The organism is Lewinella sp. LCG006 (genome assembly GCF_040784935.1).
In the GTDB taxonomy this organism is placed as follows: Bacteria; Bacteroidota; Bacteroidia; order Chitinophagales; family Saprospiraceae; genus Lewinella.
The window spans coordinates 5041413-5060233 of sequence record NZ_CP160680.1 but is presented as its reverse complement, the minus strand read 5'-3'; the positions used below and the strand labels follow the sequence as shown (position 1 = coordinate 5060233).

14 protein-coding genes are annotated in these 18821 nt (G+C 45.3%); 2 read left to right on the top strand and 12 right to left on the bottom strand.

Going from position 1 to position 18821, the window contains the following annotated elements; translation table 11 throughout:
• Positions 1-225: 225 nt before the first annotated feature.
• The 7 genes from AB0L18_RS18085 to AB0L18_RS18055 form a co-directional block, all read right to left on the bottom strand.
• A complete protein-coding gene (locus AB0L18_RS18085) occupies positions 226-1323 on the bottom strand; it encodes a T9SS type A sorting domain-containing protein (protein WP_367388715.1) in 1098 nt (365 codons plus the stop codon).
• Between the two features lie 137 nt (positions 1324-1460).
• Positions 1461-2381 (bottom strand): FKBP-type peptidyl-prolyl cis-trans isomerase, encoded by a 921-nt coding sequence (locus AB0L18_RS18080; RefSeq protein ID WP_367388714.1) that lies wholly within the window; start codon positions 2379-2381, stop codon positions 1461-1463.
• A 34-nt stretch (positions 2382-2415) separates the two neighbouring features.
• A complete protein-coding gene (locus AB0L18_RS18075; RefSeq protein ID WP_367388713.1) occupies positions 2416-3033 on the bottom strand; it encodes a tRNA-(ms[2]io[6]A)-hydroxylase in 618 nt (205 codons plus the stop codon).
• A 90-nt stretch (positions 3034-3123) separates the two neighbouring features.
• Positions 3124-4056 carry a DUF4249 domain-containing protein gene (locus tag AB0L18_RS18070; protein WP_367388712.1) on the bottom strand — a complete coding sequence of 311 codons (933 nt, stop codon included), beginning with the start codon at positions 4054-4056 and terminating at the stop codon, positions 3124-3126.
• 82 nt (positions 4057-4138) lie between these two features.
• Positions 4139-6808 carry a carboxypeptidase-like regulatory domain-containing protein gene (locus AB0L18_RS18065; protein ID WP_367388711.1) on the bottom strand — a complete coding sequence of 890 codons (2670 nt, stop codon included), beginning with the start codon at positions 6806-6808 and terminating at the stop codon, positions 4139-4141.
• A 75-nt stretch (positions 6809-6883) separates the two neighbouring features.
• Positions 6884-7840, bottom strand: a complete 957-nt coding sequence (locus tag AB0L18_RS18060; protein WP_367388710.1) for a FecR family protein — start codon at positions 7838-7840, stop codon at positions 6884-6886.
• 164 nt (positions 7841-8004) lie between these two features.
• Positions 8005-8559 carry an RNA polymerase sigma-70 factor gene (locus tag AB0L18_RS18055; protein WP_367388709.1) on the bottom strand — a complete coding sequence of 185 codons (555 nt, stop codon included), beginning with the start codon at positions 8557-8559 and terminating at the stop codon, positions 8005-8007.
• Between the two features lie 243 nt (positions 8560-8802).
• On the opposite strand from AB0L18_RS18055, the gene AB0L18_RS18050 reads away from it, so the two are divergent.
• Entirely contained in the window at positions 8803-10365 is a 1563-nt protein-coding gene (locus AB0L18_RS18050) for an alanine/glycine:cation symporter family protein (protein WP_367388708.1), read from the top strand.
• Between the two features lie 157 nt (positions 10366-10522).
• Here AB0L18_RS18050 and AB0L18_RS18045 read toward each other — a convergent pair whose 3' ends face one another.
• From AB0L18_RS18045 to AB0L18_RS18030, 4 genes are all read right to left on the bottom strand, one after another.
• The gene (locus tag AB0L18_RS18045) at positions 10523-11650 is read right to left on the bottom strand and encodes a hypothetical protein (RefSeq protein WP_367388707.1); all 1128 of its coding nucleotides are present in this window, start codon (positions 11648-11650) and stop codon (positions 10523-10525) included.
• Positions 11651-11745: 95 nt separating this feature from the next.
• A complete protein-coding gene (locus AB0L18_RS18040; RefSeq protein ID WP_367388706.1) occupies positions 11746-12870 on the bottom strand; it encodes a hypothetical protein in 1125 nt (374 codons plus the stop codon).
• Positions 12871-13156: 286 nt separating this feature from the next.
• On the bottom strand, positions 13157-14773 hold the full coding sequence (locus tag AB0L18_RS18035) for a S8/S53 family peptidase (RefSeq protein ID WP_367388705.1): 1617 nt from the start codon (positions 14771-14773) through the stop codon (positions 13157-13159).
• Between the two features lie 21 nt (positions 14774-14794).
• Complete coding sequence (locus tag AB0L18_RS18030; protein WP_367388704.1) at positions 14795-15583, bottom strand: helical backbone metal receptor; 789 nt, start codon at positions 15581-15583, stop codon at positions 14795-14797.
• Between the two features lie 53 nt (positions 15584-15636).
• On the opposite strand from AB0L18_RS18030, the gene AB0L18_RS18025 reads away from it, so the two are divergent.
• The gene (locus AB0L18_RS18025; RefSeq protein ID WP_367388703.1) at positions 15637-17946 is read left to right on the top strand and encodes an acyl-CoA dehydrogenase; all 2310 of its coding nucleotides are present in this window, start codon (positions 15637-15639) and stop codon (positions 17944-17946) included.
• A 293-nt stretch (positions 17947-18239) separates the two neighbouring features.
• Here AB0L18_RS18025 and AB0L18_RS18020 read toward each other — a convergent pair whose 3' ends face one another.
• Positions 18240-18764 carry a histidine phosphatase family protein gene (locus AB0L18_RS18020; protein WP_367388702.1) on the bottom strand — a complete coding sequence of 175 codons (525 nt, stop codon included), beginning with the start codon at positions 18762-18764 and terminating at the stop codon, positions 18240-18242.
• Between the last annotated feature and the right edge of the window lie 57 nt (positions 18765-18821).

The following is an 18821-nucleotide window of genomic DNA, read 5'->3' as shown; positions in this document are numbered from 1 at the left end:
CGTTAAAACGTGATAGAACGCAGATTTAACGGATAAAACAGGATTTACACGGCTTTTAAATCTGTGAAAATCCGTCAGATCCGTTGAATCCGTGGCCTATCCTGTTTCTAGTGTTTTTTAGTGTGACTAAAATCGTCACGGCTATTTACCCTCAGATTGGACAGCCTATGTGTAAGGGTGTAAAAGTTGCTGCTAGTTGGAGAGCGTTGCGGAATATTAGCGTGATTAAATCACAATCACTTGTTTTACAAGCTCTTGTCCTTCCATCAGAATCATGAGGAAATACATCCCAGCGGGTAAATGACTTACGTCTAGGTAAGCTTGTGTTGTCTTTAACACTAATGTTCCATTGGCATTGTAGAGTTCGAGTCCATAAATTTGTTTGGCTGTTACTTGTATATTCTCGGTAGCGGGTTGTGGGAATACTTTCACCAGCGAACTTTCGGGAAACGTAACTGCACTAACAAAATCCGTATCCAAGCGATAGAGTACTGATGGCAGCGTACCCACTTGTTCTGTACTGATGTAGGCAAAACGATCATTGCGCCAACAGATGCCTTCAGATTTTATGGAGCCTGTCAATGGAAGCGGCCAGCTGTACACCGTTTCCACGGAAAGGGGAAAAGCGGTAAAATCACTAAAAGCCAGCACAAAAGCCGAAGTACCCGAATAAGCAGAAAGCAGTAATTGATTACCGCCAGGACTGAGGTCAACTCCTGTTATCAAGCCAGGAACAGCAAAACTATCGATAGCAATAGCAGCGTAGGTACCCGGCGTTTTCGGCAAAGGATATACCTTGGAGTGGGCAGTAGACCAATCTTTAGTAAATAAAAACAAGCTATCTCCAATAGCCACCAGTGCCTCTGCATCATAGGGTGTGAAAAATTGATTATTAGAAAAATCTAGCTGATCCGAATAAGAATAGTTAATCTGCTGCGCTTCGATGCTATCCCTGGTCAGGTATTCCGACCAAGGAATTTTATAGATCGTCAAGTCTGTACGGTTTCCAAAATTATTACCGATATCGCCAATGTAGAGGTAGGTGGAATCTGCCGTAAGGTCTTCCCAGTCGATATTCTGGGCATTATTGATCACAACTTCTCGGACCACTTGCCCATCCAGGGTATCTATTTCGTAGAGGTGTGGAGCGCCACCGGAATCGTTATGGGTAATCAATCGCCCTTCTTTGAAAAGTAAGCCCGAACTTTCCGGGACCGCTTGGGAAAGTATCGCCAAGGAGTCCAGATGATAATTTTGGGTATAGCTATGAGACGGTAACATTAAAATGAAGAGAAGAATAGCAAGGGCATTGGTGTATTTCATAGTGGTATCTTTTTTATCAACTTGTGTAAGTTGTACTTATAGTCCTGTCCCAAAATTATAGCTAAAAAAAACAGTCCCAAACCTTAGCAAAAGACAAGGTTTGGGACCGATTTAGAAATCCAGCAACAGATCGACTGTTACTTGACTTCCAGCAATTCAACATCAAAAATGAGGGTTGCACCGCCAGGAATTACTGGGGGTGAACCACGGAGACCGTAAGCCAGATCGTAAGGAATATAGAATTGGTACTTAGCACCTTCCTTCATCAACTGAACGCCTTCAGTCCATCCTGGGATAACTTCATTCAAGCCGAATTCAATTGGTTCACCACGATCAACAGAGCTGTCAAATACCGTACCGTCAATAAGGGTACCATGGTAGTGTACCAGTACGCGGTCGGTAGCTGCTGGTGAAGCACCAGCACCTTCTTTGATAACTTTATAGTGAAGACCAGAAGGCGTGCTCATTACACCTTCTTCGGCTGCTTTTTCAGCAATAAAGGCAGCTCCTTCAGCAATGATAGATTCTGCGGCAACAGCAGCTTCTGCTTCTTGCTTCTTGGTGATTCTATCGGTAAGTTTCTGCATCAGAGCATCTTCCTGGTCACCGACCATGCTTTCTGCATCAGCAATTTGATCTTTTGCTCCCTGGAAGAAAGCACTGCTGTTCAAGCTCACGTCGAATTCCTTCATGTTGCGGGCAAAATCGGCACCGATCACATAAGAAATAGAGTCGATAGAAAAAGTAGCGGGATCATCTTCCGTAAATGGAGCACCCTGGCGCATCATCAGCGTCTGCTGGAATGTTTGCATCATGGCCATACCATCTTCTTCCGAAATGGTTGCTGCGTCATTGGCTACATCCTCCAGGCCTTGGCCCAATTGCTGTGCATTGACATCGATACCCAAATCCTGGAACTGCCCCGTAAAGAAACGTCCAACCGAGTAAGAGATACTATCCATCTCTGTTTCAAGGCTTTTGGTACCTTTCATGCTACCTCCACCGTCGCAAGCCGATACCAGTGCGAGGATGCTAAAAAGAAAAATTAATTGTTTCATTAAAAGAATTATTATGAAGTAAGTTTTTATTTATCTAGTGCATTCGATCTCCTCGAAGTTCTAGTTCGTCCATGATTTTGGCCTCTTCTGCCAGGTACTCCTGCCAACGGGCATTGGCCCTTTCGGCACCAAAATATTTCCTGGCCAAATCAATAAACAAGCGATAGTGACCTGCTTCGGAAATCATAAATCGATGATAAAAATCCCGTAGATCAACATCGGAAATATGTAGGCTCATCAAACGAAAACGTTCGCAGGAACGTGCCTCTATCAAAGCAAAAATCAAGAGTTTTTCCAACAGCTTGTCCTCTCTGGAGCCTCCTTTTTTCTGAAAAGCCAAAAGTTTATTTACGTACTCATCTTTGCGTTGGCGCCCCAACTTAAGCTGGCGCTTGTCCATCTCCCGCAATACGGAACGAAAGTGGCCCCACTCTTCTGTTACTATGGGTGCAAGTTCTCTCACGAGTTCTTCTCTTTCCGGATATGCCTGAATGAGGGAAATACAACTGGTAGCGGCTTTTTGCTCACAATAAGCATGATCGGTGAGGATCTCCCCTAAGTCCATTTCCGCCAGGTTTACCCAACGGGGATCTGTAGGAAGTTTAAGACCTAACATTCGGACTCCCTCCAGTTCTTTTTCCGATTGTGTCATGGAGTGCTCTTGATGATTTGAATCACTTTGACTTTAAAGCCGCAAAGATACTAAGTAATTGGATAAAGAAGAGCAATAAATATTTTGTTCCTAAAAACTGAGGCTCACCGAATCCTGGGTGAAATTATATCCGGCAAAGTAACCATGCCCATTCTCAACGTTGTTGAAAATAACGATAGGATCGTTAAAAGGGCCATCCGACTGGTTCTGCTGGCGGCTAAACGTGGTATAATAGAGGTAATATTCTTCAGAAACTGTTCGCAGTTCCGCATAAATTTGGCCTAAAGCCTCAAACTCTGGCACTATTTCTACACTAACCTGGAAGCGGAACCCCCCTTCGCTTGGATTGTTTTTAAGGAGCAAGCCACCAATCATCGCATCAGCGATAATTTTGGGATTATCCTGCACCAAGTCGATGCGCTGTAAGCTGCGCCCATCGATCGAAGTGTCGGCACCAGTTATCGTCACACTTAAGATTTCTTGAAAGACATTCAGATGGTAAAAGTTGTCTTCCCCGATTGGGTCATCAAAATCCAAATCTATTTGATAGGTGTAACGTTTACGGAAAGTTGCACTCCCATCTTCTTCCTTGAAATTGGAGACTTGCAATGAAGAAAACGGCACAGGTTCAGGTATAAAGCTATGAGCTTCAACGGGTTCAAAACCAAGAGCTTCTACTCGTATGGTATAGGTAGTAGCGGCTTCTGGTTTAAAAAATCGCGTCGTATAATAAGGGGCAATACGCGGCGCTGGGTCAATAACCAGTACTAATTCTTCAATAAACTTATCTCCTTTATAAAGCATAACACTCGCATCAGCCAAATATTCGGGTAGACTATTGTCTAAAATGCCCTGACTTTTGGCCACTGAAACCCGTACTAATTCGCCTAAAGTGAAACTACTATTGACCACCAAGCGGGGTGGTGGCTCGTCGATATCAAGCTCTACCGTACGTTCACAGGTAGCCCCCATACAGAGGAACACCAACAAACTAAGGGGTAATATTTGACGAAAAAGGAACACTCGTTATTTTTTTTCTCTTCAAATATACTATTTTTCGGATAAATCAGTATTCTCACCTAATATTCAATCCATTAAGTGCTGATTAAAAAGTGATTTTGTAACTGATTGAAGGCAGTATGGGTGCCAATTGTACCTCTACAAAATTGTATCGTGTGCTGAGCGTATTCTGTTGATTGACTAAAAACCGACGGATATCGTAGTACAGTGGATTGTTGCGATTGTAAAGATTGTAGATACCTAAATTAAGTTCCTGTCGGTACCGTTTATTTTGCTGCCATTCAAAGTGAAAGTTAATATCCAAACGATGATAAGCTGGCATCCGGATATTATTTTTACTTCCAGGATCAAGGGCTATAGGAATACCACTGGGCGGAATGATGACACCGGGAACAATGGAAGTAAATTTAACCAAAGGCAAGGTGAGCGCAAACCCGGAAGCATAACCCCAGTTGGCGGAAAAATGACACGCTGGTGAAAGCTGGTAGATGGCTGCTAATTGAAGATTATGTCTCCGATCATAGCGAAAAGGGTAAACCCTACCCAAGTTAAGTTCATCGAATTGACGTTCTGATTTTGATAGGGTATAACTCACCCACCCCTTCAATTTCCCTTTCACCTTTCTCAGTTGCCACTCTGCTCCGTAAGCTTCGCCCTGGCCGGCCGTTACGTTTTCTTCCCAATTTTCAAATCCTTCTACACCTTCCAGGAAGGATAGCATTCTTTCCATTTTTTTATAATAAATATCTCCTTGAAGCTCCCATGAAGTATTAATTTTAAATTGGTAGCCAAGATTTCCCATCCATGCTCCGGCAGGTTTGATCTGATCGGTGCTTGGCACCCAAATTTCGGTAGGCAAATTCACCGTTGTATTCCTCAAAAAATGTAGGTTTTGCACCATTCTGCTGACGGAAGCACTAAACGTCCAGCGCGGATACGGGAAGTAATTTATACTCAACCTTGGTTGAATGGAAGGATGCCCCTTCGAACGTACGTACCACCAAGCCAGGTGCACACCGGTGTTCCACTCCCAGTCGCTACCCATTTTTCCTTTACCTTCCAGATAGGTACTTAATTCGGTCGTGTTAATCGTGTTATTAGCAAAAGGCTCCTCTCCTGGAATAGGTTGATCAACAATCAAGGCTCCAGGTTGGAAGATGCGGCGATTAGCTCCTATTCCAAAACGGTATTCAAATCGAGGGCTTGCAATGAACTGCCAGTCGGCCTTAAGGCCCAAATCCTGGATTCCAGAACGAAAAAGACCACGTATCAAAAGGGAGTCTCTTTGATTCAGCGAAGGTTCTACCAATAGGTCTTCCAAATTATAAAAAGACTCCTGGTCCAAACGACTATAAGTGAAACTAAAATTTGCAAAAAGCTGATCAGAAAACAAGTGGTTCCAGCGCAAGCTGCCGACCGAATTGGTCCAGTTGAGGCCTTCACCATAGGATTGATCGAAGTTATAATTAAGGACATCTCCTCCTTGGCTAACCAAAGTCAACAAATTAGAGCTTGTCGTAAGGTCATCGTAAGTATCTCGCCCCCGATAAAGACTTAAAAACACCCGGTTACGATCGGAGAAGGTATGATTGTATTTGGCGTTGATGTCGTAAAATCGATAATCGGTACTGCCATCATTGCCCCTGGAAGCCTTGAATTTGCGCGACTGCTCTTTCAGCAACAAATGTATAAATGACCAGCGGCCGGAAACCAAAAAGGAAGATTGATCTTTGAGAATGGGCCCTTCGAGGGTAAAACGGGTTGTCAATAGTCCAGCCGACGCTGTTCCTGAAAGGGCTTGCTGATTGCCTTCTTTCATTCGGATATCCAATACACTGGATAGCCGCCCACCATAGCGAGCAGGAAAACCAGCCCTCAAGAGTTGGGCCGACCGCACAGCATCGCTATTAAATATGGAGAAAAGACCAATGGCATGGTTGATGTAGTAGACCGGCACGCCGTCTAGCAAGACCAAATTTTGGCCAGCATCTCCACCTCTTATTTGTAATCCTTCTGCACCATCGGCACCGGTTGTGACACCTGGAAGCAGGAAGGCCGTACGAATCACATCTTCTTCTCCGGCCAAGCTTGGCAGCAATTCTGTTTCTCTTAAACCAATCAACTGTCCGGTAGACAAACCAGCGATGGGGTTGGCGGAAGTATCTCGTGGATAGACTACTACTTCGCTGAGCGTTACACTCCCCTGCAAGGCTTTGTTCATGGTAAGATTACCACTGATTGTTAATAGCTCTTCATAACTCTCGTAACCAAGGTAAGATAGCCGAAGCAAGGCCGGGCCAGCAGGGAGTTGCAAGCTGAAGAAGCCATATTCGTTGCTTACTGTTCCTCTTTGGGTATAATAATCGTAGACATTGGTACCAATCAGGCTTTCACCCGTTTCCAGGTCGGTGATGTAACCACTGATGGTATAATAAGTAGCCACCTTTTCAGGAACTTCGGGAATAAGCAAGATCTGTTCACCGATCAGGCGATACCCGAGATGGGTAGTAGCCAATAACTCAGGAATAACCGTGCGGAGTGGTTTATTATCAAAATCGAAAGAAAAAAGTCCTTCGGGAAGAATATCATTACGAAAACTAAACTTAACTCCCTCTTGATCAATCAGCTGGTATAAAACCTCTTCGAAAGGCTGCTCGACGATTTGCAAGCTTATCCTTTTATCCAGTACACTCTGGGCCTCCAAAGACCAGAGGCTACAGCTAAATACCAGCAGAACGATTAAGCTTTTTTTCATTTGGATAAGTCATCTGTCGCAAAATAACAAAGCTATCCAAAGATAAGCTGCCTGTAGCAGAGCACCAAAGACTATTTAGTCACAACTACCACTTAGCTCATATTTATTTCCTGCAACTTTATTGACGTTGAGGCCAGTAAGACCTTCCAGAATTTCAACAACCGCAGCAAAGTTTTCTTCCTGCCAATTGCCGGTAATCTCACAATTACGCAAAGCAGTCGTCTTCCAGACGAGGTCTACCTGGTAGGCTCTTTCTATTTGAGGCAAAGCTTCTTCAAGAGGAGTGTTTTTGAAACTTAGCTGCCCTTTTCGCCAGTTAACGCCATTAAATACACGATCAGCAGTGGTATAAGTAGTGAGCACATTATTCTCCAATACAACTGCCTCTTCCGCTTTGAGGACTACTTGTTGGGTAACATCCACCAAGCTTTTCACCCCTACTTTACCGCTAGCCACTTCTACCTCAGTTCGAGCTGATCCAGGAATATCTCTTACATTGAAACTTGTCCCCAAAACGCTCACTTCTACATTGGCTGTGCGAATGATAAAAGGTTGCTCAGGTCGGCGATTAACATCAAAAAAAGCTTCCCCCTCTAAGCGGATATCCCTTACTTCCGCTATATCCAGGTCGCTACGGTAACGAAGATGGGTATTGCTATTCATAGTGACGGTAGAACCATCAGGCAGTACAACCTCACGGGTTTCTCCTTCAGTGGTATGAAGTTCTGCCCAAGCAAAATCAGGTGCAGTATCACCACCGATAAAAGTCATGGTACCCCAAGTCACCAAAGCCAAAACTACCGCAGCGGCGACAGCTCTTAACCAGCGGGTAGAAGTATTCATTTTCACAACCCTTCCTGAGGGCATATCTTCTTGTGCCATCCTTTGTTTAAGACGGGCAAGGCCAGCTTCTACATTGGGCTCAAAATCATCACCTAACTTTTCACTACCTTTCCACAACTGCTCCCAGCCTTGTGCTGACTCATCAGCAGACTGCCCTCGGCTTTTGCGAAGTTGTTCCCAGGATCTCATAGTATCTTTATTCTTCATTCCAGACGTTCGTTCTTTATTCAAAAGAGATGCGACATTAATTATTTTTCAGCTATGGTATTCCTCCATGCACTTTTAGAGACACCAAACTCAGCCCTTGCCCCTATCTGGCGGTTGTCGGCTGGCTTACAATCAAACCTAAAGTCTCAAAAAGTACAATAGGGACTTAATTTCTCCCTCAGCAAACGCAAGGCTTTGGTCATTTGGTTCTCCACGGTTTTCACACTGATCTCCAAATGAGCAGCGATTTCCTTGTTGCTCATCTCCTCAAAGCGACTCAAGCCAAATACCAGACGACAACGTTCAGGTAAGTCACTTATCGCAGCTTCGATTTGCGCTTGCAATTCTTCTGTTTCCAACTTTTCTATTGCCCCCATCTGCTCACTAGCCAAATCAAAAGGTAGCGCACTTTCATCATCCACGATCAATCGCTGGTCTCGAATATAATTGAGCGTTCGATTGACTGCTGCTTTTTTGAGATAAGCTCTCAAAGACTGATTGATGTTTAAGGAAGACCGCTTCCGCCACAATTGGTAAAAAACTTCTTGCACCAAATCTTCCGACAAATTGCGATCCCCAATAATCCGAAAGACCGCTTGGCACAAATAGGTGTAATGTGCTCGAAACAAATTGTCGAGGGCCCATTCCTCCCCTTTATTCAGGGCAGCTAAGACGGTTTCTTCCGGGGGATTAGTTAGCAAAAAATAAAATCATTGGTGAATAAGGGGAGAAAGTTAAGCAATAGCTGGCAATCTTGCCCAACATGTTGCCCCTCAAGTGTTAAAAATGGCAGTTAGGAGTCATAAGATGTCTTTTCACCAATAAAATATGCCGATCATTATTTTGGCGATTCCTCGGAAACCAATACCTTCCCGGGTCTTTAACAATCCGGGAACGTCCAGATGGCGTCCCTTCAGAAACAACTTGAATTAGAAAAAACACAGATGAAGAAGACTGTACTCGCATTACTCGCAACCCTGGTACTCCCTTTGCTCAGCTATGCACAAGAGGCCGGCGGTGAAGCTGCACTGACGATTGACCAGAAAATCAATGCCTTTTTTGAACCCATTACAAAAGCTATAGAATCCGTTGTCTTTGTTTCTATTCCATTAGGAGACAAGCTCAGCATTCCATTCGTACTTGTGTGGTTGATCGTAGGAGCACTCGTATTCACCATTTACATGGGCTTTATTCAATTTAAAGCTTTTGGTCACGCCCTTGATGTGGTGCGTGGAAAATTTGACGACCCTGATGATCCAGGAGAAGTTTCTCACTTTCAAGCCCTCACGGCGGCACTATCTGGCACCGTAGGTGTTGGTAATATTGCGGGGGTGGCCTTTGCAGTAGCTATTGGTGGCCCAGGTGCTACCTTTTGGATGATCCTGGCCGGCCTTTTGGGGATGGCTTCCAAATTTACTGAGTGTACCCTTGGGGTAATGTACCGCAATGTCAACGCTGATGGTAGTGTATCAGGTGGGCCGATGTATTACCTGGAGAAAGGATTCAAAGAAAAAGGAGGCCCTTGGCCCATTATTGGCAAAGTCCTGGCTGTACTTTTCGCAATCGCATGTATTGGTGGTAGTTTTGGTGGTGGCAACATGGTTCAAATCAACCAGGCTACCCTTCAGCTCGCACAAATTACTGGTGGCGAAAGCAGTATCTTCTACAACAACGGCTGGATTTTTGGTACCATCATGGCAGTCGTTGTCGGTATCGTTATCATCGGAGGTATCAAATCCATTGCTAAAGTAACTGATAAGATCGTTCCTTTCATGGTGGGCATCTACGTTTTGGGAGCAATCATCGTCATTGGCTACCACATCGCTGACATTCCTGCGGCATTTGGCACTATTTTTTCTAGTGCTTTCAGTGGCGATGCGCTTTATGGTGGTTTAATTGGTGTGCTGATCCAAGGTTTCCGTCGAGCGGCATTCTCCAACGAAGCAGGAGTAGGTTCTGCCTCTATTGCTCACTCTGCGGTCAAAACCGATGAGCCTGTAAGCGAAGGTGTTGTTGCACTGCTTGAGCCCTTCATTGATACCGTTGTGATCTGTACGATGACCGCTTTGGTAATCATTGTCACGAACTATGGTGGTGCGGGTGCAGAGGCTTCTTTCTACGGTCGCGAAACCGTTGGCGACATTGGCCTTACTTCTGCCTCCTTTGAGTCGGTTATCAGCTGGTTCCCTAATGTGTTAGGGCTTGCGGTAATTCTCTTCGCCCTTTCTACCATGATTTCCTGGTCTTACTACGGACTCAAATCTTGGACCTACCTCTTTGGTGAAAGCAAAACCAACGAAATTATTTACAAAGTGCTCTTCTGTGGCTTTGTCATCGTAGGTTCTGCCATTTCTGCAAAAGCAGTATTTGACTTTGGTGATGCCATGATCTTTGCCATGTGTTTCCCCAATGTCTTCGGTCTTTACGTGCTGATGCCCAATGTAAAACGGGCGTTCAATGACTATATGAATCGCATCAAATCTGGCGAAATTACCCGGATTGATTAAGCGTTCGTAAAAGGAGATTTAGGTAACTTGAAAAACCTACTCTATCTTTAAATAAAAAACGGCCAGTCGGGAATTGCTCCTGGCTGGCCGTTTTCTTTTAGCAGAGTTGTATCGGAATAATCGGCTTACATAAAGACCAGTTAACCAATCTTTTGGTTTAGCGCTTGATCAGGTACAAACCATTGCCCACCGACATGCAGTACCAGTCTTTACCATCATCGGTAACAGCATTGTAACCAGTCACCTGACAGTCGAAAATATAACTGTATAGAAAATTATTCAACGCTCTTGTTAAGGAACTTACCCGCTGTTGTTGTCGATTTTCATCACGGTCGAACACGACCAGCTCCCACTCTTCACCTGGATAAGCCTTTAATGCATAAGCCAGTGCATGGATCGCAGGGTAGCCACTAAGCACTTCCTCTTCTTTGTCTAGTTGGTAAGACCTCTCTATCAACTGCCCTTCGGGATTGTGCTCAATGTCGGCCATGATGTTCGACAAGAAATTTTTCAATGGCTCTTCTCCTGAGAAATAGCTAGAGGAAGGTAACATTAAGAGAAGAGTACTCCCATTTTCTACGAAAAAAGGGCTTTTCTTTTTGGCGACTGCCACTTCTTTTTTACTATAATTACCGTCAGTAATACCGTATTCTTCTTTTCCACAATCAGGCAACATTCTGATAACAGAAGCATCATCCAGCAATAAATTTCCATTGGTAGGAAACAGAAGAAAATCCTCTCCATAAAAGACCTCCAACGTAAGCTCAGAATAACTGCCTTCTTCTGGGGCAAGAATAAACTTATACGTTTCCCATTCTTCGTGATCAATTACAGAAGAGGCCGCCAATAGTTCTTCCTTTCCACAGGGTCCTCGTCCACCCCATATTCTCAACCGAGTTGGGGCAATATAATTTGCTGGTGTATTCTTTGTTTTACTGAGAGAATAATAACTCAAAGAACGAGCTAAAGCAATGCTGAAAGAATAGCATTTTCCTCTTTCCAATGTTCCGTTAAGTTTGGTACCTACGGCTTCCCAAGTGTCATTGTCCCTGGTCACTAACCCCAGGTAAGTATAGCCCGCATAAGCAGGTAGATTAACTTGAAAAGTCAAATCAGGCAGTACATCTGGAGGGCTCTCATTAGGATGTCCGCAATTGATCCAAAACTCAGGTGTTTTGCTGTGTTTTGGCATATCCTCAAAGCCCGGGTTAAGGAAGGTAATTACCTGAGCAGAAAGCAGCGAAACTGGAAAAATAAATATCCACAAAAGAGAGAAACGCATCATACTAATTTTTGATTACCAATAATTCAATCCTAGCCAGACTTTCGACATTTTGCCAATAACGAAGACCGAATTGTGCCAAAATCCAACTTATTTTTTCACAACAAGCGCAGGTACAAACCATTGCCCACCGACATGCAAAACCAGGATAATCCATCGTGTTTTTCGGCATCGTAAGCACTTACCAAGAGGCTGATGTTCGTAATTCCTGCCAATTGACGGCCTAATTCCATCACACGTAAATCCTGCTCCAGTTTATCATCCGCATAGATGACCAATTCCCATTTCCGGTCGGGGTAAAACTGAAGGGCATGTTGAAGAGCGTACCACGCAGGATGCCCCTTGCGAATTTGCGTCTCCCCTGCCAGTTGAAACTGATTGATCTCCAGTTCATTCCGCTCATCAAAAACCAGGTCATTCAAAGCATTTGCGGCAAAAGAACGTAAGATTTCTTCATTATTAAAATAAGAAGCCTCTGGCAATTTTAGTGCTACGATGTCTTTAGTGCCAGGACTTGTCTTGTTGCTTTCGCCGGAAATATTCACCACCTCGGAAGACTTTGACAATTCGGGCATGGCAAATCCTTCCAGCTCACAGTTGGGCAAGCGCTCAAAAGCCGATGCAGCATCTAACAAAAGGTGACCATTGGTTGGTTTGAGCAAGTTGTCGGGATAAAAAGCTTCCAACATAATGGAAGCGTAGCTATTTTTCAATGGTTTGATGATGAAAGTATACACTTGCCAATCATTGTGCTCCACCATGGGCGACTCGGCCAATAACTCCTCCTGTTGGCAATTGCCATTGGAGCCCCATATTCTTAAACGCGTAAGGTCAGAATAATTGGCTTCTCGCCCAGTGGCCCTACTGAACGAACGGTATTCGGGAGAACGCGCAATTGCGATACTAAATCGGTAACAAACATTTGCCTCCAAAGGCTCAGTAAGGTTGGCGGCTACAGCTTCCCAGGTATTGTTATCCCTGGTTACTAAACCCAGATAAGTATTGCCCGCGTAAGGGGGCGTATTTACACCAAAGACAAATTGCCTTTCTGGAAAAACATCAGGAGGCGACTCTCCTGGTGAACCACAATTAACCCAATGTCGGGGTGTAGTACTATGCGCCGGCGTATCTTCAAAGCTAGGGTTTCGAAGACTTATGCGCTGGGCATTGAGGTGGAAAGCGATAAAAAGCGAAAAGCAAAATAAGCCAATAAGGTTTTTCATGAGCTGCGTATTTAGTAATTTGACGGAAATAACTTATTCCATTTTTTCCAACGATTCGCGAATATTTTCACGCAAGCTCCTTTTAGTTGCTTGCTTAGAAAATTTTAGCGAATCAAACCTGCCTACCTGCGGTAAGCAGGCAGGAATGGAATCAGTTATTTGTGTTCCGTCACTTAGCCCAAAAATAGGATTTATCCTCCAATCCTTGTACGCATGTCGGCAAAAAACAAATTGGAAACTAATTTACTGTTTTATCCATTAACATCACTGCACAGGATATTTTAGGCTAAAGCACAATAATCCTCTCCGCCACCCACGATCCTTTGCGACCAAAATTGAGGAAGTAAACACCTGCTGGTAGCAGGCTGGTATCAACCGTAAAAAGGCGTAAGCCCCCCTCTCCTACTTCCTCTTCCTGGTGCAGTACCAGCTGGCCGAGCGCATTGTAAATTTCTGCTCGATAAGTACCATTCTCTGGAACATCGTAACCTACCGTCAGCGTCCCTTTTACGGGATTAGGGTAAAGTGTATTGATGGCCAAAGGATGGAGTTGATTACTAAAAGTGGCGATAAGTCGTTCCATCGCATTACCTAGATTCAGTCGGCGCCCACTCAGGGTACGGTTCTCTAAGGAGGGGAGTAAATCTCCGCTTTGCACGAGTAGCTCTTTTATTAGTCTAGCCGTCAAAGATGGCTCATTGATTGCAGCTGTGGCTAAACCAGCAAGGGGTCCGCTGTACAACAAGGCAATTGCCCCTGTCACATGAGGGGTAGCTGCGCTGTTTCCACCAAAAACGCCGTAACTGTTTCCTGGTTTCACTGTAAAAGTCCCCTCTCCCGGCGAGCCTATATCTACCGACATTGCACCGTAAGCAGAATTGTTGTAAAGGTTATCGTCTTCATCCGTATTGCAGGAAACCAGCAGATAATCAGAAGGGCAAGTTGCAGGCATATCGCCAGCATTATCCACATCGAAGCGATTGTTGTCTACACCGGCACTTGACAGAATACCTACTTCTCCCATTAAATCATACATACTCCCCCAAACGGGCTGTTGATCGCACCATATTCGCCCTTGGCCAAAGCTATTGTTGGTCGCAACGACAAAGGCTCCTTCTGCACCGTTTGATTCGTTAAACCGCTGCCGCTGATCAATCACATATTCGTAAGCACTCACCAAATCAGCCACACTACTAAAACTAAACAGCATCAAGTCCACATCCCAATTGACACCGGTTACCCCAATGCCATTGTTTCCTTGGGCACCAATGATGGAAGCCGTCGACAAACCATGGTTCCCGGGCGCCACGTTGGGGGTGTTCGAAAAATAATCCCAACCCATCACATCGTCTACGTAACCATTGTTGTCATTGTCTACGCCATCTGCTGGAATCTCAGCTTCATTTGTCCAAAGATTGGGGGCCAGGTCTTCGTGGTTGATATCAAACCCGCTGTCCATAACCGCTACCACGATGGAAGTTCCATTAGCGGTTGTACCGCCAGTGGTATGCCCCCAGGCCGCAGGAGCATTGATTATCTCCATATCCCATTGTCTAAAAAACTCATTATCATTAGGTTCTGTTCTAAAATCTACATAATAGTTATACTGAACTGCTCTTACATTGGCAATGTTTTTTGCTTCAAGCAAGGCCTTTTCCGCCGGGATTTGATTTTCATCAAAAGCCAATAAAACCAATGGATGGCGAATACCTAGTTCTCTAACGATGGTCAAGGATTCGGTTCCATCTCCTTGCAAAAGATTTTCTTTTGCCCACTCATCCACGAGCCTATCCTCTTCTAAACGAACGATAATTTCTCCGCGAATGCGGTTGGGGAAGTCTACCTGTGCAGACAGGTAAAGCAAGGGGGTAAGCAATAGTAAGGTTATGAAAAAGCGCATCATCTCCATCCTGATATGTGATTGTTATTCAGCTTCTCGCAAAGTACGGAAATAGTCTGCTGAACGCAATAATCGACTTCCATACCAGGAAAACAATTCGCCATCTACGAGACGAACTTCTGCATTCGGACACACTGATGACAATTCCACCAGGTGTTTTTCCCGAAAAGGGAAAGGTTCGGAAGAAAGCAAAATCCATTCTGGCTCAGCCGCCGCCAATTGTTCCAAACTAATTTCCGGGTAGCGATTTTTATGAGCAAAAACATTTTTAAAACCAGCTATTTCCAGCATTGCGTTGATAAAAGTATCGCCCCCACTTGCCATGTAAGGCTTTCGCCAAATGAGATATGCGCAGGAACGTAACGGAAATTTCTTCAGCTGCGTAAAACAGGTATTGATTTTCTTCGCTAATTGCGCCGCCAGACCTTTTGTACCTGTGGCTTCACCGATGCCAAGTATCATTTCCAATGCCGTTGGCACATCTACTACTTTACTCACCCATACGGGAAACTCCTGTGCTAACATTTCTACTTGTTCCCGGTCATTTTCCTCTTGATTGGCGATGATAAGGTCCGGCTTTAGTTGTCGAATTCGATCCAGGTGCAGTTGCTTGGTTCCACCGACGATGGTTTTGTCCTTGCGCCAGCTGGAGGGATGAACACAAAATTTTGTCAAGCCCACAACTTGCTCTTCCAAGCCGAGATCGGCCAGAAGTTCCGTTTGCGAAGGCACCAAGGAGACGATGCGCTGTGGCGGATACACTGACAAACCCACCTTTCTATCTAATTGATCTATCAACAACTTTATCATCATGACAACAAAAGTACGTTGCTACGCCTTATATTGGAAAGAAATTCCCTTACCAGATGAGCCGTAATCCCCAAATTAAATTATCTTTTTCTCCAGGCATCCGTGTAATGATCCCTCTCCTTTATGCTGCTTGGTCGGATCGAGTACTTACCCCTTCGGAAGTAAAAACACTTCAAGAAAAAGCCGCTCAACTCTCGTTTCTGACGGAAGAGGATAAAGCACAATTGTTGCAATGGAGCAATCCACGTCGACCACCAGCGCGCGACTTGTACAAATTCTGGGAAATTAGTTGCCAGGAAGCCGCCGTTCAATTGGAGGGCGATGCACAAAACCTCATCGCCTTAGGCCTTATGCTGGCCGAAGAAAACACTAAGCGCCCCGATTGGTTAAGTAAGCAAGATGAGCTTCAACTGCAACAACTTGAAACGGCTCTTGGTCAACTCAATGTAGCTACTTTCCGTAATCTCTTCTTACCTGACACTGGTATCGTTCATCAGGAAGAGACCGACAAAGCAAGCTTCTCAATCAGTGAACTCGCCGCCCTACTTGATGGTGATTATGCAGCCACCAAAGCCAAAACACTCACCATTTTACAAGATCCCACCTTTAAATTAAGGCATATCCCCGTAAAGGAAGACCATCGTGAGCAAGTCTTACAATGGTGCAAGCTATTGGCTGATCAGGGCATGGGCGCACTCTCCTACCCCGAAGCGCATGGGGGCCAGGGAGATATGGGCCTCTACGCTGCCGTTTTCGAAACCCTTGGCTATCACAGTCTCAGTTTATCCATCAAATTTGGTGTACAGTTTGGTCTGTGGGGAGGCAGTGTACTTAACCTGGGAACTGAAAAACATCACGCCAAGTACCTACGCGCCACCGGTACTCTGGAGCTAGCTGGTTGTTTTGCGATGACTGAAACGGGCCATGGTTCCAACGTGCGTGGTTTAGAGACAACTGCTACTTACGATTCGGCGACGGACGAATTGATTGTTCATAGCCCGCGAGAAGAAGCAGGTAAGGAATACATTGGAAATGCCCTTCACAGTCGGGTTGCGAGTGTTTTTGCTCAGCTCATTGTTAATGGAGAGAACCATGGTGTTCACGCGGTCGTCGTTCCTCTACGTAATGAAAAACATGAATTATTGCCGGGTATCCGCGTTGTGGACAATGGTTACAAGCTGGGACTCAATGGGGTAGATAACGGTAGAATATGGTTTGACCAAGTACGCGTGCCGCGCGAAAACCTGTTGAATCGTTTTGGAGAAATTACCGACGATGGTCAATACCATAGTCCTATCCAAAATCCTTCTCGGCGCTTCTTTACCATGCTGGGTACGCTGGTTGGTGGTCGGGTATGTGTCCCTCGTGCGGGGTTGAGTGCAACCAAAAAAGCACTGACTATTGCTATCAGGTATGCTACTGAGCGACGGCAGTTTGCCCCCTCGGCCATGGCTCCGGAGACGCCCATATTGGATTATCCCAGCCATCAACGACGATTGATGCCATTACTGGCGAAGACCTACGCGGTACAATTTGGCTTAGATGATCTAGCGAATCGTTACTTGCACCACGAGGGAGAAGAAATGCGAGAAATTGAAACATTGGCAGCAGGTATGAAATCCTACGCAACCTGGTTCACCACGGCCGCGATCCAGGAATGTCGGGAAGCCTGTGGTGGCAAAGGGTACCTTGCCGAAAATCAATTCGCTGCGCTCAAAGGTGATACCGATATTTTCACCACTTTTGAAGGTGACAATACCGTCTTGATGCAACTGGTCGCCAAAGGATTATTGACGGATTACAAGCAATCGTTCCACGAAGATGGGAACATGGCCATCTTGAGGATGCTGGGGCAAAGGGTCAATACGGCCTTTGCGGAAACCAATCCTTTTGCCATCCGGAATACCGACGAAAATCATTTGCGTAGCACCGAATTTCAACTGGCCGCCTTCCAGTTTCGCGAAAGACGACTGCTTTTCTCCCTCGCGCAACGGCTCCGCGGACACATTAAAGCAGGTAAAAGCGCCTACGAAGCTGGCCTGATTTGTCAGACCCACATGTTAGCACTTGCTGATGCTTTTGTGGAGCGCGTGACCCTGGAGGCTACCGCCAAAGCGGTAAACGAAGCCGAAGGAACTTCTACCTACAATATGCTGCGCAAATTGCGCTCGCTCTACGCCTTGCATACCATCGAAAAACATGCCGCTTGGTACCTAGAGCAGGATTACCTGGCCGGCACCAAAAGCAAAGCTATCCGCAGACAAGTCGATCTACTTTGTGGCGAACTCCGCCCTGAAGCGGTTGCACTGGTAGATGCATTCGGTATTCCAGCGTCACTCATAGCTGCGCCGATCGCCTTGGATTAAAACTTCTCGTGTCTTTTTTTTATTTTAAAAACTATTCATTATATTTACACCGGAATTATTCCCCATCATCGGTAATTACCCCCATTCTTTGGGGCATTCAGAGGTATAAGTTTGGATATTGCGTGGCACTCGCTTTGGTGAGTGCATAAAGTACTATGGCCATGCCCCATGGTTTGGGGAGTGGTCGACGGCGACTGAGGCTTGGGTGGGTTGACCCACCGGGTCCGCCGATAACTATGAGATCAATGCTGCTACCGCGAGGAAAGCTTTAATACGCGCTTTGGTTTTGATCACTAATACTTCAAACACATGGTCTTGTGTTTTCCCATCGCAGGCAAAGTGACCATCATAAGATTTCCGTATTCTGATTCATCAAAGGCAGGATATGACTGGGTTCCGTCTAGTAAGCCTGCCAGTGTCGGGGTTGAATTGGAATGACCAACCACTAGCACCGTCTTACCTTGGTACTCTTTTTGTAACTTTTTGGCGAAAGCGGGCAGATCACTCGGATCATAATCCATGATAGGCAAGCCTTTTGCGCTAGCCACAGGATCGGCCGTGAGTTCCGTGCGGCGAAATTTTGTACTAAAGATAGCATCCAGCGGAACTGCTTCCAAAAGATCGGCTAACTGCCGTGCTCGCAATTGCCCCTCAGGGGTAAGACCAGGGTTATCACCGGTCTCTTTTTCCGCATGTCGTACTAGAAATACCGTCAAGGGTTCAGTAGTCTCCACTTCGGATTGTGGACTAGGCTGGGAGGGCGTCTGGCAAGATACCGTACTGATTAAAAACAAACAACAGATGGTCCAACGAATCATAATGGGTTGTTTTTGGTAAAAAGGCTGTTTTCTATTTTCCTAAAAAGGAAAGATCGG

Bases quoted from the DNA above. Each gene is read 5' to 3' on its own strand.
- AB0L18_RS18030 (WP_367388704.1), bottom strand. From the start codon at position 15,583: ATGATGATAAAGTTGTTGATAGATCAATTAGATAGAAAGGTGGGTTTG.
- AB0L18_RS18085 (WP_367388715.1), bottom strand. From the start codon at position 1,323: ATGAAATACACCAATGCCCTTGCTATTCTTCTCTTCATTTTAATGTTA.
- AB0L18_RS18045 (WP_367388707.1), bottom strand. From the start codon at position 11,650: ATGATGCGTTTCTCTCTTTTGTGGATATTTATTTTTCCAGTTTCGCTG.
- AB0L18_RS18040 (WP_367388706.1), bottom strand. From the start codon at position 12,870: ATGAAAAACCTTATTGGCTTATTTTGCTTTTCGCTTTTTATCGCTTTC.
- AB0L18_RS18075 (WP_367388713.1), bottom strand. From the start codon at position 3,033: ATGACACAATCGGAAAAAGAACTGGAGGGAGTCCGAATGTTAGGTCTT.
- AB0L18_RS18035 (WP_367388705.1), bottom strand. From the start codon at position 14,773: ATGATGCGCTTTTTCATAACCTTACTATTGCTTACCCCCTTGCTTTAC.
- AB0L18_RS18025 (WP_367388703.1), top strand. From the start codon at position 15,637: ATGAGCCGTAATCCCCAAATTAAATTATCTTTTTCTCCAGGCATCCGT.
- AB0L18_RS18065 (WP_367388711.1), bottom strand. From the start codon at position 6,808: ATGAAAAAAAGCTTAATCGTTCTGCTGGTATTTAGCTGTAGCCTCTGG.
- AB0L18_RS18020 (WP_367388702.1), bottom strand. From the start codon at position 18,764: ATGATTCGTTGGACCATCTGTTGTTTGTTTTTAATCAGTACGGTATCT.
- AB0L18_RS18080 (WP_367388714.1), bottom strand. From the start codon at position 2,381: ATGAAACAATTAATTTTTCTTTTTAGCATCCTCGCACTGGTATCGGCT.
- AB0L18_RS18060 (WP_367388710.1), bottom strand. From the start codon at position 7,840: ATGAGATCCTGGGAACAACTTCGCAAAAGCCGAGGGCAGTCTGCTGAT.
- AB0L18_RS18050 (WP_367388708.1), top strand. From the start codon at position 8,803: ATGAAGAAGACTGTACTCGCATTACTCGCAACCCTGGTACTCCCTTTG.